15 protein-coding genes and 1 pseudogene are annotated in these 14,882 nt (G+C 75.1%); 9 read left to right on the plus strand and 7 right to left on the minus strand.

The features are described 5' to 3' along the window. The first annotated feature begins 198 nt into the window (after nucleotides 1-198). Nucleotides 199-876: a DUF5995 family protein gene (locus AB0M03_RS17890; protein ID WP_363492483.1), complete on the plus strand. Its 678-nt coding sequence runs from the start codon at nucleotides 199-201 to the stop codon at nucleotides 874-876. Nucleotides 877-1,118: 242 nt separating this feature from the next. On the opposite strand, the gene AB0M03_RS17895 is transcribed toward AB0M03_RS17890, so the two are convergent. Continuing rightward, the gene (locus AB0M03_RS17895) at nucleotides 1,119-2,555 is read right to left on the minus strand and encodes a GuaB1 family IMP dehydrogenase-related protein (RefSeq protein ID WP_363492484.1); all 1,437 of its coding nucleotides are present in this window, start codon (nucleotides 2,553-2,555) and stop codon (nucleotides 1,119-1,121) included. Nucleotides 2,556-2,891: 336 nt separating this feature from the next. On the opposite strand from AB0M03_RS17895, the gene AB0M03_RS17900 reads away from it, so the two are divergent. The 5 genes from AB0M03_RS17900 to AB0M03_RS17920 are packed head-to-tail and all read left to right on the plus strand — an operon-like array spanning nucleotide 2,892 to nucleotide 6,300. Then, nucleotides 2,892-3,314 (plus strand): DoxX-like family protein, encoded by a 423-nt coding sequence (locus AB0M03_RS17900; RefSeq protein ID WP_363492485.1) that lies wholly within the window; start codon nucleotides 2,892-2,894, stop codon nucleotides 3,312-3,314. Beyond that, complete coding sequence (locus tag AB0M03_RS17905; protein ID WP_363492486.1) at nucleotides 3,311-4,309, plus strand: DUF3419 family protein; 999 nt, start codon at nucleotides 3,311-3,313, stop codon at nucleotides 4,307-4,309. Before AB0M03_RS17900 ends, AB0M03_RS17905 begins: the two co-directional genes overlap by 4 nt. Continuing rightward, nucleotides 4,306-5,088: a DUF2071 domain-containing protein gene (locus AB0M03_RS17910; RefSeq protein WP_363492487.1), complete on the plus strand. Its 783-nt coding sequence runs from the start codon at nucleotides 4,306-4,308 to the stop codon at nucleotides 5,086-5,088. Before AB0M03_RS17905 ends, AB0M03_RS17910 begins: the two co-directional genes overlap by 4 nt. A gap of 50 nt (nucleotides 5,089-5,138) precedes the next feature. Then, nucleotides 5,139-5,879, plus strand: a complete 741-nt coding sequence (locus tag AB0M03_RS17915) for a methyltransferase domain-containing protein (protein ID WP_363492488.1) — start codon at nucleotides 5,139-5,141, stop codon at nucleotides 5,877-5,879. Next, on the plus strand, nucleotides 5,872-6,300 hold the full coding sequence (locus AB0M03_RS17920) for a hypothetical protein (RefSeq protein WP_363492489.1): 429 nt from the start codon (nucleotides 5,872-5,874) through the stop codon (nucleotides 6,298-6,300). The genes AB0M03_RS17915 and AB0M03_RS17920 overlap by 8 nt, the downstream gene beginning before the upstream one ends. 80 nt (nucleotides 6,301-6,380) lie before the next feature. Here the strand turns inward: AB0M03_RS17920 and AB0M03_RS17925 are convergent, their stop codons facing one another. Beyond that, nucleotides 6,381-7,046: a CBS domain-containing protein gene (locus AB0M03_RS17925; RefSeq protein ID WP_363492490.1), complete on the minus strand. Its 666-nt coding sequence runs from the start codon at nucleotides 7,044-7,046 to the stop codon at nucleotides 6,381-6,383. 125 nt (nucleotides 7,047-7,171) lie between these two features. Next, nucleotides 7,172-8,206, minus strand: coding sequence for a zinc-dependent alcohol dehydrogenase family protein (locus AB0M03_RS17930; RefSeq protein ID WP_363492491.1), 1,035 nt, complete (start codon nucleotides 8,204-8,206; stop codon nucleotides 7,172-7,174). A 250-nt stretch (nucleotides 8,207-8,456) separates the two neighbouring features. Here AB0M03_RS17930 and AB0M03_RS17935 point away from each other — a divergent pair, with 250 nt between their 5' ends. After that, complete coding sequence (locus AB0M03_RS17935; protein WP_363492492.1) at nucleotides 8,457-9,110, plus strand: hypothetical protein; 654 nt, start codon at nucleotides 8,457-8,459, stop codon at nucleotides 9,108-9,110. 109 nt (nucleotides 9,111-9,219) lie between these two features. On the opposite strand, the pseudogene lexA reads toward AB0M03_RS17935, so the two are convergent. Beyond that, nucleotides 9,220-9,830, minus strand: a pseudogene (gene lexA / locus AB0M03_RS17940) (transcriptional repressor LexA); the annotation flags it as partial. 30 nt (nucleotides 9,831-9,860) lie between these two features. Continuing rightward, nucleotides 9,861-10,553, minus strand: a complete 693-nt coding sequence (locus AB0M03_RS17945) for a Tat pathway signal sequence domain protein (RefSeq protein ID WP_363492493.1) — start codon at nucleotides 10,551-10,553, stop codon at nucleotides 9,861-9,863. 339 nt (nucleotides 10,554-10,892) lie between these two features. Here AB0M03_RS17945 and AB0M03_RS17950 point away from each other — a divergent pair, with 339 nt between their 5' ends. Both AB0M03_RS17950 and AB0M03_RS17955 read left to right on the plus strand, forming a co-directional pair. Further along, the gene (locus AB0M03_RS17950; protein WP_363492494.1) at nucleotides 10,893-12,404 is read left to right on the plus strand and encodes a hypothetical protein; all 1,512 of its coding nucleotides are present in this window, start codon (nucleotides 10,893-10,895) and stop codon (nucleotides 12,402-12,404) included. Next, the gene (locus AB0M03_RS17955) at nucleotides 12,401-13,579 is read left to right on the plus strand and encodes a hypothetical protein (protein ID WP_363492495.1); all 1,179 of its coding nucleotides are present in this window, start codon (nucleotides 12,401-12,403) and stop codon (nucleotides 13,577-13,579) included. Before AB0M03_RS17950 ends, AB0M03_RS17955 begins: the two co-directional genes overlap by 4 nt. On the opposite strand, the gene AB0M03_RS17960 is transcribed toward AB0M03_RS17955, so the two are convergent. Beyond that, nucleotides 13,543-14,166: a hypothetical protein gene (locus tag AB0M03_RS17960; RefSeq protein WP_363492496.1), complete on the minus strand. Its 624-nt coding sequence runs from the start codon at nucleotides 14,164-14,166 to the stop codon at nucleotides 13,543-13,545. The two genes, AB0M03_RS17955 and AB0M03_RS17960, sit on opposite strands and share 37 nt — an antisense overlap. Before the next feature lie 121 nt (nucleotides 14,167-14,287). Beyond that, nucleotides 14,288-14,881 (minus strand): hypothetical protein, encoded by a 594-nt coding sequence (locus tag AB0M03_RS17965; RefSeq protein ID WP_363492497.1) that lies wholly within the window; start codon nucleotides 14,879-14,881, stop codon nucleotides 14,288-14,290. Nucleotide 14,882: the final 1 nt, after the last annotated feature.

The following is a 14,882-nucleotide window of genomic DNA, read 5'->3' on the forward strand; positions in this document are numbered from 1 at the left end:
GGCATCGCCGTTCCCCGGCGCCTGCCCGACCTCGCCGTCCTCGGCACGCCGCACCCCCGGACCAGGCGCGTGACCCCGGGACCCAGCGCGCAGGACGCGCCGAGCGCGGCTTCTGGGCATACGTCGCACACTGACCTAACATCAGACGATCCGCCCAGATGATCCTCCCGGTCCGATGCGGAAGGCTGCGCACACACCATGACGATCAGCGAGGCCCTGACGGTCGACCAGGTGATCGACCGGATGGAGCGGTTGCAGACGACGCTCCCCGACGGGGACGGCGTCGAGGTCTTCAACAGCATGTACCTGCGGGTGACCCGGCTGGTCGCCGAGCGACTCGCCGACACCTACTTCGCCGATCCGGCGGGGATGGCCGAACTGGATGCGGTCTTCGCCGCCCGCTACCTGGAAGCGGTGGAGGCAGCCGCGAGCGGCCGGCGACCGCCGCACTGCTGGCGGCCGCTGTTCGAACTGCGCGGCCGGACGGGCATCCACCCGCTCCAGTTCGCGCTGGCGGGGATGAACGCCCACATCGAGCACGACCTGCCGCTGTCGGTGCTGGACACGTGCCGGCTGCTCGGTCACGAGCCGGAGGACGTCCGCGCCGACTACCACCGGATCAACGACGTGCTGGCACAGGTGGAGGCCGAGGTACGGGAGGAACTGCTGCCCTGCCCCGACACGGTGCACGCCGCCGACCGGCTGCTGCACGTGGTCGGGGTGTGGAGCATCGACCGGGCCCGGGACGCGGCCTGGGCCAGCGTGCTCGCGCTGTGGGAACTGCGGCACGCACCGGTGGTGGAGGACGGGGTCGCCTGCGCCCTCTCCCGTTCGGTCGGGATGGTCAGCCGGGCCCTGCTCACCCCGGTGGACTGACCGGCGACCGGACGCTGGCGCGCAACGACCGACCCCGCCGCCCGATCAGTTGCACACGGCCCTTGAGAACGCCACGTCCGGCCGCACCCTCGGTGCGGCCGGACGCAGGATCGTCACACCGAGCTGCCATCACGACCGGCTGTCGCAAGCCCAGCCGCCATCACGACCGGCTGTCGCCATCACCACCGGGCGGCGCCGGCCCGGCTGGCGTCACGCCCGGCTTGCGGTAACCACGGCCACCGTTACCAGCTGGAGTGCAGCGGCTTGCCCTCGGCGTAGCCGGCCGCGCTCTGAACGCCGATGATCGCCTTCTCGTGGAACTCCTCCAGCGTGGAGGCGCCGGCGTAGGTGCAGGAGCTGCGGACGCCCGCCACGATCGAGTCGATGAGGTCCTCGACGCCCGGGCGGGCCGGGTCGAGGAACATCCGCGAGGTGGAGATGCCCTCCTCGAACAGGGCCTTGCGGGCGCGGTCGTAGGCGGACTCGTCGGCCGTCCGGTTGCGGACGGCGCGCGCCGAGGCCATGCCGAAGCTCTCCTTGTACTGGCGGCCGTCGGCGGTGGTCTGGAGGTCGCCGGGCGACTCGTAGGTGCCGGCGAACCACGAGCCGATCATCACGTTGGAGGCACCGGCGGCGAGCGCCATGGCGACGTCGCGCGGGTGCCGGACACCGCCGTCCGCCCAGACGTGCTTGCCGAGGCGGCGCGCCTCCTCGGCGCACTCGAGGACGGCCGAGAACTGCGGGCGGCCCACACCGGTCATCATGCGGGTGGTGCACATCGCGCCGGGGCCGACACCGACCTTGAGGATGTCCGCGCCGGCCTCGACCAGGTCGCGCACACCGGCGGCGGAGACCACGTTGCCCGCCACGATCGGCACCTGCGGGTCCAGGCCGCGGACGGCCTGCAGAGCGCTGATCATCGACTCCTGGTGGCCGTGCGCGGTGTCGACGACGAGCACGTCGGCGCCGGCCTCCAGCAGGGCCTTGGCACGGCCGGCCACATCGCCGTTGATGCCGACGGTGGCGGCGATCCGCAGCTTGCCGTTCGTGTCGACGGCCGGGGTGTAGAGGGTTGCGCGCAGCGCGTTGCGGCGGGTGAGGATGCCGACCAGGGTGCCGTCGGCGGCGACCACGGGGGCGAGCTTGCGGTGCCCCTCGTTGAGCTTCTCGAAGGCGGCGCGCGGGTCGATGCCCTCGTCGAGCAGCAGCAGTTCGCGGGACATCACGTCGGCGAGGCTGGTGAAGCGGTCGACGCCGTGGCAGTCGCCCTCGGTGACGACGCCGACCGGTCGGCCGTCCTCGACCACGACGAGGGCACCGTGCGCGCGCTTGGGCAGCAGCGACAGCGCGTCGGCGACGGTGTCGCCGGGGCTGAGGGTGAGGGCGGTGTCGTGCACCAGGTGGCGGCGCTTGACCCAGCCGATCACCTCGGAGACGACCTCGATCGGGATGTCCTGCGGGATGGCGACGAGGCCGCCGCGGCGGGCCACGGTCTCGGCCATCCGGCGTCCGGCAATGGCCGTCATGTTGGCGACGACCAGCGGGATGGTGGTGCCGGTGCCGTCGTGGGAGGAGAGGTCGACACCCTGCCGGGAGCCCACCGCGGAGCGGCTGGGGACCATGAAGACATCGTCGTACGTGAGGTCGTACGCGGGCTTGAGGTCATTCAGGAAACGCATGGAAGGGCTCTCTGGCTGGGCGGAAGGTACACCTCGGGCGCGGTTGCGGCTCGGCCGCGGGGCCTCTCGGGCGCCCCGCACCCAACCGTCAATGTTCATCGATACCCCGGGGGCAAAGCCAGCTCACCCGGAAACCTTGAAGATCCACACAAGCCACCGCGACCGGCCGCCGACCACAGTTGGAGGAACCTCCAGCCGACCGGCCGGGCCAGGCCTCACAGCCACAGTTGAACGCGTTCAAATTCTCCGCCATGATGCTGTCACAAGGTCCGGGAGCATCCGGGGCCGGGCGCCGCCGTGCTCCTGCACGCCCGGCGCCGGACGAGAGGGGGGCACGTGTCCGACACGTGGAGCAGGCGTCTCGCGGCCGCCGCGGTCGCGCTGATGTGGTGGTACGAGGGCTTCTGGTGCAAGGTCTTCCCCGGCCGGGCGGACCAGCGCGCCATCGTCGAGGGCGTTCCGCTGCTGCCCGCCGGCGCGGTCACCCCGCTGCTGGCCGCCATCGGCCTCGCCGAGGTCGCGCTCGGCGTCTGGGTGCTCACCCGGCGCCGCCCGTACGCCGCCGCCGCGGTGCAGACCGCCCTGGTCGCGGGCTTCAACACGGGCGGGCTGCTGTTCGGGGCCGAGCACATCCCCGAGCCCGGGCGGCTGGTCGTGCAGGACGTCGCCTTCCTCGCCCTGATCTGGCTGGTCGCCGGCCGGAGCGCCGGAGCACGCCCGGCGCCGGCCGCCGCACGGGAGGCGGTGGCGACCGCATGAGGCTCCTGCACGCAGCCGACACGCGCACCACCGACCCGGGGGACGCCGCCCGCCCCACCGCGACCCCCCGCACCGGCACCCCCTGGAGCGCAGGCCGTCTGCTCGCCGGGCCGGCCGGGCAGCCCCGCATCCTGTTCGGGCGGATGTACGAGGACCCGGCCGTGGAGCTCGTCGCCTTCCCGCCCGGGGCCCGGGTGCTGTGCATCGCCTCCGCCGGCGACACCGCCGCCGCCCTCGCCGCGGCCGGCCACGAGGTCACCGCACTCGACCTCAACCCCGTCCAGCTCGCCTACGCCCGCGCCCGGCTGGAGGGCGGCGCACCCGCCCTGACCGGAACGGCCGAGCGCCTCACGGCCGTCGGCCGCCGCACCGCGGGCGCCCTGCTGCCCGCCTGGCGGCCGGACGCCCTGGAACGCTTCCTGCGCCTCGACGACCCCGCCGAGCAGCGCCGCCACTGGGACTCCGTGCTCGACGGCCCCGGCCTGCGCCTGCTCGCCGGCGCCGGGCTGCGCCCCGCCGGGGCCCTCGCCACCGTGCTGCGCCCGGGCTTCCGCTGCGCCGTCCCGCGCAGCTTCGACACCGTGCTGCTGCACCGGCTCGCACGGACGGTGTCCCGCCACCCGAACGCCGCGAACGACTGGGCCTGGCGGCTGCTGCTCGGCCGCGAACGCCCCGGTTCCGCAGCGGTGTTGGACACCGGCGGCAACACCGTCCGGCTGGTGCTCGGCGAGGTCCTGGAACACCTGGAGCGCTCCGCGGCGGGCTCGTACGACGCGGTGACGCTCTCCAACGTCCTGGACGGACCCGGGCCGGCCTTCGCCCGCCGGCTGCGTGCCGCGGTGGAACGCGCGGTGCGGCCCGGCGGCACCGCGGTGCTGCGCAGCCTCCGCGAGCCGGGCCCGGCCGGCCCGGGGCAGGCCGCCGAGGACCGCTCGATGATCTGGGGCACCGTGCGGGTGGTCCGCACCGGGACGGCCGACGGGAGCACCCGATGAGGCATCTGCTGCAGCGCCACCCCTTCCCCATGCGGACCCGCTTCGCCCACTCGCTGGTGCTGACGTACGCGCTGCCGCCGGACCTGCTCCGGCCGCTGCTGCCGCCCGGGCTGGCCCTCGACACGTACACCGACCCGTCGGGCACCGAGCACGCCTTCGTGGCGGCCGCCCTGGTCGACACCCGTGACCTGCGGCCCGCCCTGCTGCCGGCCGGGCTCGGCGTCGACCGCATGCTCACCGGGTACCGGATCTTCACCCGCTTCCCCACCCCGGGCGGGCGGACCATGCGGGGGCTGAAGATCCTGCGCAGCGACACCGACAGCCGGGTGATGGCGCTCGGCGGCAATGTGTTCTCCCGCTACCACTACCGGCTCGCCCGGATCGGCAGCCGGGTGGTCGGCGACGCCCTCGAGTTCAAGGTCGTCAGCCGGGACGGCCGTGCCGACCTGCACGTCCGCGCGGACCTGTCCGGGGTGCCGGCCGCCCTCCCCGCGGGCAGCCCGTTCGCCACGGCGCGGGACGCCCGGAGGTTCGCCGGCCCGCTGCCCTACACCTTCGAGTACGAGCCGCAGACCCGGTCGATGATCGTCGTCAAGGCCGTCCGGACCCGGTGGGAGCCCACCCCCGTCGCGGTGGAGCTGGTGCAGCGGCCGACCTTCTTCGAGCACGGCCCGTTCGCCGGCGCCGAGCCGGTGCTCGCCAACGCCTTCCACGTCGCCGGCCTCGAGTACGGCTGGGAGGCCGGTCAGCGGCGCGGCGAGGACGGGGCGCAGCTGTGAGGCGGGCCGGGACGCCGACCACGGCGCGGCGCCCGCCGCGGCCCTCCGGTGTGCGGGACGTTCTCCGCTACAACTGGCCGATGTACGCGGCGGGTTGCCTGGCCGCCGGGGCGGGTTGGGTGCTCGCCCGGCGACTTCCGGGCCCGGTCGCGGTCGCGGCGCGGGCGGGCGCTTCGGCCGCGGCGGCGCTGCTGGTGAGCAGCACCGCCGCGAGCTGGTGGGTCTACGACCGCTCCGGCCTGCACTCCTTCGACTGGCTGGACGACCTGCTGCCCGACGGTCCCGGCGACCATGTCGTGGTCTCCTCCGGGCTGGACGAGGCGAGCCGTCCGCTGGCGGCCCGGCGGCCGGACGCGGCCCGGCGCGTGGTGGACCTGTACGACCCGGTGCTGATGACGGAGGGGTCGATCCGGCGGGCGCGGCGGCGTGTGCCGCCGGTCGCGGGCACGGTGGCGGGGCGGCCGGACCGGCTGCCGGCGGCGTCCGGGTCCGCGGACACGGTCTTCGCGGTGTTCGCCGCGCACGAGCTGCGGCGGGCCGCCGACCGGGAGGCGCTCTTCGCGGAGTGCGTCCGGGTGCTGCGGCCGGGCGGTCGGCTGGTCCTGGTGGAGCACCTGCGGGACGCGGCCAACACGGCGGTGTACGGCCCCGGTGCCTGGCACTTCCTCCCGCGGCGGGAGTGGCTGCGGCTGGCGGCCGGGGCCGGTCTGCGGAGCGTCGGCGAGCGGCGGATCGGCGGCCTGGTGACGGCGTTCGCCCTCGCCCGCCCGGAGGTGGCGGACGGTGGGTGAACTTCTCGGCATGGAGGGCCAGTTGCGGCTGGTGGGTCTCGCACTGGTCGCCATGGGTGCGGTGCACCTGGTGCTGCCGCGGCTGATCGGCTGGCCGACGGACCTGGCCGGCACCAGCCTGCTGACCCGCCAGGTCGCCGGTGCGCACCTGTTCTTCGTCGGGCTGACCTGTGTGCTGCTCGGTCTGTTGCCGATGTTCCTGGCGCCCGAGCTGCTGGCCGGCGGGCGGCTCGGCACCGCGCTGCTCGCCGGCCAGACGCTGTTCTGGGGCATCCGGTGGGTGTTCGAGTTCGCGGTGTTCTCGCCGAAGCTGTGGCGGGGCGACCGGTTGCGCACCACCGCGCACGTCGGGCTGTCGGTGCTGTGGACGTGGGTCACGGTGGTGTTCGCGACGGCACTGGTGTCGGTGCTCGCCGGGTGACTCCCGGGCACGGGGCCGGGTGGCACCGGGCAGTGCGCGAGCCGGTTCAGGACCTGGGCCGGTTCAGGCCGCGGACCGGTTCAGGACGCGGGTACGGCGGCCTCCGTGCGGTCGGTCACCGACACCACGCCGTCGACCGAGCGGCAGAGCCGCACCACCAGCGGCGCCAGCAGGGGCGGTTCGATGACACCGCTGAGGACGACCCGTCCCTGCACGACCTCCACGCCCACCCGGGCCGGACTCACCCCGTCGACCCGGCCGAGCACCTCCTCGACGATCTCCCGGTGGATCAGCCGGTCCTCGCGCAGGAACACCCGCAGCAGGTCGCCGCGGCTGACCATGCCCACCAGGCGGCCGTCCTCGTCCACCACCGGCAGCCGCTTCACCCGGTGCCCGGTCATCAGCCGGGCCGCCGCCACCACGCTCGCCCCCGGGGTGGTGCACACCACCGGGCCGGACATCAGCTCCCCGGCGGTGACCGCGGCACCGTCCGCCCCGGCGGGGCCCTCGGCGGACCAGGCCTCCGCCGTGCCGGACGCGGGCGGGTCGTCGTCGTCCTGGGCGGCCAGGGTGCGCAGCAGGTCCGCCTCGGACACGATGCCCACCGGCCGGTCGGCGGAGTCCACCACCGGCACGGCCGTGATGTCGAACTCGGCCAGCACCGCCACGATCTCCCGGAACCCGGTCTCCGGCGCGACCCGGACGACATGCCGCGTCATCACCGACTCCACCGCACGGTGTCCCATGACCGCCTCCCTGCTGTCTGTGCCCCGATCCTTGCCCGACCCCGCCCCCGCGCGGTAGGGGCCAAGGACCTGTTTGGATGCGGACGATTCCGTTCCGGCACCGGACGGGACGGCTCCCGCGGGCGTCAGTCGGGCAGCAGGACGGCGACGCCCGTGATGCGGTCGGCGGCCAGGTCGGCGAGGGCTTCGGGGGCACGGCTCATCGGGTAGCGGCGGACGTGCACGGTGGGCGGGCGCGCGGCGGTCTCGGCGAGGTAGGCGCGGCCGTCGGCGCGGGTGTTGGCGGTGACGCTGCGCAGCGTGCGCTCCTGGAAGAGGTACTGGCGGTAGTCGAGGCGGGGGATGTCGGTGAGGTGGATGCCCGCGATCGCCAGGGTGCCGCCGCGGTCGAGGGCGGCGAGGGCGACCGGGACGAGGTCGCCGACCGGGGCGAACAGGATGGCGGAGTCGAGCGGCTCGGGCGGGCTGTCGTACGCGCCGCGGGCGGAGGCGGCACCGAGGTCCTGGGCGAGCCGGCGGGCCTCGTCGGAGCGGGTCAGGACGTGGACGCGGGCGCCGCGGGCCAGGGCGAGCTGGGCGGTCAGGTGCGCGGACGCCCCGAAGCCGTACAGGCCGAGGCGGCCGCCGGGCGGGAGTTCGGCCCGCTCCAGGGCGCGGTACCCGATGATGCCCGCGCACAGCAGCGGGGCGAGTTCCTCGTCGGGCGGGCCCTCGGGGAGGCGGTAGGCGTAGTCGGCGTCGACGACGGCGTGGCCGGCGTAGCCGCCGGGGACGTCCCAGCCGGTGTAGCGGGAGTCCGGGCAGAGGTTCTCGCGGCCGGCCAGGCAGTACCGGCAGACCCCGCAGGTGCCGGCCAGCCAGGCGGCGCCGACCCGGTCACCCTCGGTGAACCCGGCGGCCTGCGGGCCGGCGCGCAGCACCCGTCCGACGATCTCGTGGCCGGGCGGGCAGCCGGGCAGGCGCGGCGGGAGGTCGCCCTCGGCGAGGTGCAGGTCGGTGCGGCAGACGCCGCAGGCCCGGACCTCGAGCAGCAGGCCCCGCGGGCCGAGCGGTTCCAGCGGCCGTTCCACCCGGCGCAGCGGGCGTTCGGCGGCCGGGGCGGGGTGGTCGACGACCCAGGCGGTGGTGGTCCCGGTGGTCGTCCCTGGTGCGGCAGCCATCGGCTGTGGCCTCCCGTCGGCACGGCCTCCCGGCGGATCGGCCGGGCGGCGGACACGGTGCGGCTTCCGTCTCCAGCATGCACCGCGGCCGGTCCGGGCAGGTACCGCAGCCGCCGTGCCGAAACGGGTCCGGGACGGGACGGGTGCGCCGTCCGGGGCGGCGAGGGCGGCCACCGAGCGTGGCGGGGTGCCGGTGGGGCCGGTTGGAGAGACGCTTGAGTCCGAAGCCGGCGGCAGGAGGAGGCGTACCATGCGCACCCACTTCCCCGGCCGCCGCGGGCGTTCCCGGTGGCGGCGACTGGTGGTGCATCTGCGGCTTGCGGTAGGCGCGGACGCCGGACCACTGTGGCGGCCGGTGGACCGGTCCCGGAGCCGGGCCCTGCTGGCGGCGTGGCTCGCCATGGTCGTGACGGCGGTCGGCGCGGGCGCGGCGGCACTGCTGCTGTACTGGTCGGCGCAGGGTGACGCGGCCCGGGCGGCCGCCAAGCTGCACCGGGTACCGGCGGTGGTGCGGACCGAGCCGCAGCAGGCGGACCTGACCGCCTCGGGTGCCCCGGCGGGCGGGTACCGGGCGCAGGCGACCTGGACGTACCCGGCCGGACACACGGTGACCGACGAGACGGCGGTGCCGAGTACCGCCTCGCCGGGATCGAAGGTGCTGGTGTGGGTGGACGATGCGGGCCGGGCGGCGGCAGGACCGCGGTCCACCTCGGACATCGTGGCGACCACCGGGTTCATCGTGCTGGGCGGCTGGGCGGGTGTGGCGCTGGCCTGCTCGGTGGCGTACAGCGTGCGGCGCAGCCGGCTCCAGCGGCGGGCCGAGGAGGAGTGGCAGACCGACTGGGCGGTGGTCGAGCCGACCTGGACGGGCCGCGCGGGCGGCCGCAACGGCTCCGCGGACTGAAATGCGGGGGCCGTCCGTCAGGGCCGACCCGGACCTGGCCGGTCGGCCGCTCCCCCGTTGCGCAGTTCCCCGCGCCCCTGAGGGGTTGACCTGTACTGGTGGGTCGGGATTACAGGCGGCGGAGGACGGCGACGACGCGGCCGAGGATGGTGGCGTTCTCGGCGGGGATGGGGTCGTAGGCGGGGTGGTGGGCGATCAGCCAGGTGCGGGGGCCGTCGGACTTGAGGCGTTTGACGGTGGCCTCGCCGTCGATCATGGCGGCGACGGGCCGGCGGCGGACCGCGACCAGGTCGCCGTCGCGGATGGCTGCGCCGGTCATCGAGTCGCCCCGGACGGCGAGGGCGAACACCTCGCCGTTGCCGACGAGTTGCCGGGGCAGCGGCAGCACGTCCTCGATGTCCTGGTCGGCGGGGATGGGTACGCCGGCGGTGATCCGGCCGACGAGCGGGACGTCGAGGGTGCCGGTCGGCCTGGTCCGGGGTTCGGCCGCGCTGTCCTGGCGGACGCGGTAGGCACGGGGCGCCGCGGGTCCTGGTAGAGGACTCCCTTGGCCTCGGGTCGGCGGATCCGGTGCGCGACCGAGGAGGTGCTGCTCGGTCCGACGGCCTCGCCGAGTTCCCGCATCGACGGCGGGTAGCCGCGGCGGGCCACGGTGTCCCGGATCGCCGCGACGACTGCGCGCTGCCGGCCGGAGCGCTCGGCGACCCCGGGCGGGTGGCCGCGGGGTCGCCGTTCCGCCCGGGGGCGGGGTCAGTTGATGTGCACGGGCGGGTTGCCCGTCCGGCTGGTGTCGGTGACGGGTCCGTAGGCGGCGGAGAAGTAGCCGTCGGCGGGACACAGGCTCGAACCGCTGCTCTTGGCGAAGTGTTCGTTGCGGAAGGAGAGGCTGTGGGCGGTGTTGTCGGCGCTTCCGGTGAAGTCGCCGCTGAGCCGGTAGGTGCAGGTCAGGGTGCCGAACCAGGTGCTCAGCACGGCGGTGGCCTCGATCGGTCCGGTCGGGCCGGCGGTGAGGGCGACGGGGAGTCCGGCGGAGTCGGCGACCGAGACGGTGTAGGGGAGGTTCCCGACGGTGAGGCTCTTCACTGCGGTGACGCCGGTGACGTTGCTGGTGCAGGAGCTGAAGGCCATTCCGGTCAGGGACTCGGTGGCGGTGCCGGGTGCGTCGGGGTTGGTGAGCACGGTGGCGGTGAACTGCGAGGCTCCGCAGGTGACTCCGGTGGTGCTGGTCGCGGTCGAGTAGAAGGTGGCGCGGGTGCCCGCGGTGAGCGGTGCCGCGAGCACGTCGCCCGCGGCGACCGCGGCGCCGTCAGGTCCGCCGGCGGTCAGGACGGGCACGGCGGCAGTCGGCGAGCCGGGCACGGCGGGTGCGGCGGAGGCGGGGAGGGCGCCGACGGCGATGGCGGCGGCGGCGGTGATCAGGGCCAGGCAGCTGGACGGACGCATGGGAGGGCCTCTTCCACGGTGAGGGGTTCGAGAAGACGCACGTTCACTGCTCCGGACCGGTCGGGGGCACCGGGAGGGGAGCTCCCTTCGTTGTAGATCCGTGGCTGTACACCGTCAATACTGCTCGCACGACGTGTTGACGATCCGTCAGCAAGAGCCCGGCACCGCGGGCGCGGAGCACCGGCGGAAATGCCGCTGAGCAGCGGCGGATGCTCTGGTAGCGTCGTCCGGCCGGCCGCGGGACTCCGGTGCGACTTCCGGAAGGCGCCTCTACAGCGATGATTCGCAGTTCGTGCCCCCATTCCCCGGCCGGCATCCACACCGATGGGGGGGCGAGCCATGGAGACCCTGGGCGATCTGGTCGCCGCCGAGGACGTGCTGCTGTTCGTGAACGCGGCCGTGACGGCGACCGGCCAGCGCGAGTTCCACGCGGACGCGGCCGAGCAGCGCCTCTCGCTGGACTTCCTGCACGCGTACATGCTGGGCAACTACCGCGAGCTGTACGCCGCGGTACTGGCCCTGGACATCAACGACCACAATGCCGCGCTGATCGTGCGCCGACTGCTGGAGAGCTCGCGGGAGGCCACCGGGGAGCAGCGCCGCACCGAGGGCCGGCTGATCGCGCGGCGGCTGGCGCTGCTGCCGCCGCAGCGGGTGTACCGGCTGTTCGGCGAGCTGCGCCGGGCGAGGGTGAACAACCGGCGGACGCGGGCGCTGATCCGCGACTGGATGGCGGCGCGGCCCGATCCGGTGCTGGACGCGGTGAAGTACCGGGGCGGTTTCCGTACCGCGCTGCGCCATGCGCACCTGGTGCCGGCCGTACCGGAACTGGGTGACTTCGCGTTCGGCGGCGGCGGGCACCGCGGGCGCTCGTTCGAGGAGCCGCTGCTGGACACCTGGCGGCGGGCCCACTACGAGAAGTCGGCGGTGTACGAGCTGCCGTACACGGTCGCCGAGGGTTTCGCGGCGAAGCACGGCATTCCGCGGGCGGCCTTCCTGGAGCGGATCGCGCCGCGGATGACCCGGCTGGAGCTGCTGCGGCTGCAGGAGACCGCGCGGGAGGCGGGGGCGTCGGCCGTACGGGCCGACCTGGGCCGGATGCCGCTGACCAGACTGGCCTCCTACGTGCTGGGGCTGCCGCTCGCCGAGCGGGCCGAGCGGCGCGCCGAGCTGACGGCGGCCCTGGAGGCGGCTGCCCGGCGCACCGCCGGTGCGGAGCGGGGCACCTGGGGCCGGGTCGCAGCGGTGCTCGACGACAGCTTCTCCTCGTACGGCTCCGGGCAGAAGCGGCGCCGTCCGCTGGCGGTGGCGCTGGCCTGCCACCACCTGCTGGCCGCGCTGGCCGGCGAGTACACGGCGCTGTGGACCTCGGGCCGCCGGGACGCGCTGATGGTCCGGCCGTCCGGGCCGACGCCGCTGGGGCGGCGGATCGTGGACGCGCTGGAGACCGCGCCGGAGCGGCTGGTGATCGTGTCGGACGGCTGGGACAACGCGCCGCCCGGTCTGGCCGCCGAGGTGCTGCGGGTGTGGCGCACCCGACTGGACCCGGCGGGCGCGACCCGGATCGTGCACCTCAATCCGGTGTACGACGCGGACGGCTTCGACGTGCGCCGGCTCGCGCCGGGTGTCCCGACCGCGGGCATCCGGGACGCCGAGGACCTGGCGCCGCTGGTCGGGATCGCCCGCTTCGCCGAGGGCCGGACGGGCCTGGCCGAGCTGACCGCGCACCTGGCCGCCCGGACGGAGGCGTTCCTGGCCGGCGACGACCGGAGCACGGGCGACCACCGGAGCACGGGCGGCGACCGGGCCGCGAACGGCACGCTGCCGCGACAGGAAGGGGAGCTGCGATGACCGCGTCGGACCCGACCGTGCTGGACCCGGCCGGACTGGCCACCCGGCCGGCCCAGGTGTGGGGCGGCGTGCGACTGGTGCCGCTGGTGCGCGAGGAACCGATCACCGACCTGCGGCTGCACCGCCGGTTGTACGGCGACACGCACGCCTCGGTGAACCTGGGGCAGGGCGAGCGGTACACGGCGTACGTGCCGCACGGCTTCGTCGCGGACTGGACGTCCGACGGTTCGGCGGCCGCGTACGGCACCTCGCTGGGCGAGCAGGTGCCGCCGAGGGTGCCGGTGCGGTCGCACAGCCGGCTGGCCCTGAAGGAGTCCTCGACCCGGCTGCGGTTCCTGCCGCTGCACCTGGCGCTGGAGGGCTACCTGGCGCTGCACTTCGGCGGGCCGACGGTGGTGTGGGAGGAGTGGTCGCAGCGGGCGGTGCGGGCCGGGCTGTCGCCCCGGGCGGAGGAGGCGTACCGGGGTGCGCACGTCCGCGGGCTGGCGGAGGCGCTGCAGGTGTTCGAGATCCACCCGGGCCAGTGCGGGGTGGTGCTGTACGTGGCGGACGCGCTCGCCGCGGCGTTCGCGGTGCCGCACCCGGAGGACTACCGGGCGCTGCATCCGACGCTGGTGCTCGACCTGTTCGGCGAGCTGATCCACCACTACGCGCTGCTGTCGGCGCCGGTGCCGGACTTCCGGGCGGAGATCCCGGGCCCGGGCATCCGTTCGCTGGCCGACCTGCGGGCGGCGGCCCGGGAGCAGGAGCGGGCGTGGGCGGAGTTCCACGACTCGACGATGGCCGGGGCCGTGTTCGGCGCCGAGGTGCGGATGCGGAAGGTGCACCGGATGGGCCGGTTCACGCTGGGCCGGTTCCTGCCCGAGTTCCGTCCGGGTCGGGATAACCACATCGGTGAGACGATCACCGACGAGTCCGGCCGGCTCGCCTATCTGAAGACCTTCCGGCTCTCGGAGGCGCAGGTCCGCCGCGGGTACCTGCTGGACACGCTGGCCGCGCACGACTGGCACCTGGCCTCGGCGGCAACTGCGCTGGGCATCGCCGAGGCGCAGCTGGGGCTGCGGCTGGAGGCGGCCGGGTTCGGGGCGCTGCTGCGGCAGGACGTGCTGGACCGCTACCGCCGGCAGGTCCGGACGGGTCAGGCTTCGGCGAGCCGGCGGCCTTCCCCGAGGTAGCGGGTGAGGGCGTCGGCGCCGCCGAGTTCGCGGACGGTGCGGGCGGCGCCGAACGGGGCGTTCCAGAACGGGCCGCTGCGCGGGGTGTGCGGGCCGACGTAGGCGTAGGGCTCGGGCTGGTAGTCGTCTCCGGCGGAGACGCCGTAGTTGACCTCGTCCAGGGTGATGCCGATGTCGAAGTGCTCGGGCCAGAGCACCGGCTCCGCGCCGGGGGCGAGGCGGCGCAGGGCGGTGTCGCCGGCGCCCAGGCAGTGGGCGATCCACTGGGCGGCCTGCGGGTCGGCGTCGACGGGGTCGTCGGGGGCGGCGCCGGAGCCGTCGCGGTAGAGGCCCTCGGGTGGTCCCGGCTCGACGCCGACGGCGGCCGCGAGGGCGGCGCAGGTGGTGCGCTGCAGGGCGAGCCGGTGTCCGGGTGCCATCAGTTCGCCGCCGATGACCTGGAGGAACGGCTCGGCGCTGGTGGCGAAGCCGCCGGGGTAGGCCCGCAGCCTGATGGTGCCGCTGGCCCGGTACTGCGGCCCGGCGAGCACCGTCTCGGCGACGGCGTGCAGGGCACGTCGGGTGCGGACGACCGTGTCGATGTCCATGCCTTCATGGTGGCCTGCGGTGGCCGGGGCGGCACAACCCGTCGTCCGTGGCCAGGTGTCGACAGATCGACGAGGCGATATGTCGCCGGGACGCCGTGTGCAACGGCGTCCCGGCGGCGGTTCAGCGTGCCGCGCGGCGGCGGCGCAGCAGCAGGATCGCGGCGGCCGCGGCCGCCGCGACGACGGCTGCGGCGGCGAGCACTCCCGTCCAGGCGCTGTCGGTGCCGGCAGCAGCGACCTCGACCGTCTCGGTGGCCTGCTTGCCGGAGGCGGCGGGTGCGGGCGTGCCGGTGGCGGTGGAGGACGGGACGGGTGCGACCGGTCCGCTGCTGGGGGCGGTGCCGGGGACGGCGGTGACGTCGAGCTCGGCCTCGCCGCGGCCGAGCGCGGGGAAGCCGGATTCGACGGTCACCTTCCAGTGTCCGGGCGGAAGTTGGAGGGCGGTGGTGTAGGTGCCGGTCTTGCCGGCGACGGCGACGAGCGGCCAGGGGCCGACGGCGCGGCCGTCGGCGGCGACGGCGTTGAGCGTGCCGGCGATCTTCTCGTCGACCGGGTCGTGGTCGTTCTCCCAGGTGGCGACGGCGGTGATGTGGCCGTCGACCAGGCCGGAGACGGCGAAGGCGATGGTGTCGCCGTGCGCGCCGGCGGGCTGGGCCGTGCCGAGCACGGTCAGGCCGGTGAGGGCGGTGGCGGCGGCGAGGGTGCGCAGGCGCATG

This window comes from Kitasatospora sp. NPDC051914, assembly GCF_040680995.1.
In the GTDB taxonomy this organism is placed as follows: Bacteria; Actinomycetota; Actinomycetes; order Streptomycetales; family Streptomycetaceae; genus Kitasatospora.

Excerpts from the sequence above, each read along its gene's own strand:
- AB0M03_RS17955 (WP_363492495.1), top strand. The coding sequence starts at position 12,401 with ATGACCGCGTCGGACCCGACCGTGCTGGACCCGGCCGGACTGGCCACC.
- AB0M03_RS17890 (WP_363492483.1), top strand. The coding sequence starts at position 199 with ATGACGATCAGCGAGGCCCTGACGGTCGACCAGGTGATCGACCGGATG.
- AB0M03_RS17935 (WP_363492492.1), top strand. The coding sequence starts at position 8,457 with ATGCGCACCCACTTCCCCGGCCGCCGCGGGCGTTCCCGGTGGCGGCGA.
- AB0M03_RS17925 (WP_363492490.1), bottom strand. The coding sequence starts at position 7,046 with ATGGGACACCGTGCGGTGGAGTCGGTGATGACGCGGCATGTCGTCCGG.
- AB0M03_RS17965 (WP_363492497.1), bottom strand. The coding sequence starts at position 14,881 with ATGCGCCTGCGCACCCTCGCCGCCGCCACCGCCCTCACCGGCCTGACC.
- AB0M03_RS17950 (WP_363492494.1), top strand. The coding sequence starts at position 10,893 with ATGGAGACCCTGGGCGATCTGGTCGCCGCCGAGGACGTGCTGCTGTTC.
- AB0M03_RS17895 (WP_363492484.1), bottom strand. The coding sequence starts at position 2,555 with ATGCGTTTCCTGAATGACCTCAAGCCCGCGTACGACCTCACGTACGAC.
- AB0M03_RS17960 (WP_363492496.1), bottom strand. The coding sequence starts at position 14,166 with ATGGACATCGACACGGTCGTCCGCACCCGACGTGCCCTGCACGCCGTC.
- AB0M03_RS17905 (WP_363492486.1), top strand. The coding sequence starts at position 3,311 with ATGAGGCTCCTGCACGCAGCCGACACGCGCACCACCGACCCGGGGGAC.
- AB0M03_RS17910 (WP_363492487.1), top strand. The coding sequence starts at position 4,306 with ATGAGGCATCTGCTGCAGCGCCACCCCTTCCCCATGCGGACCCGCTTC.
- AB0M03_RS17930 (WP_363492491.1), bottom strand. The coding sequence starts at position 8,206 with ATGGCTGCCGCACCAGGGACGACCACCGGGACCACCACCGCCTGGGTC.
- AB0M03_RS17945 (WP_363492493.1), bottom strand. The coding sequence starts at position 10,553 with ATGCGTCCGTCCAGCTGCCTGGCCCTGATCACCGCCGCCGCCGCCATC.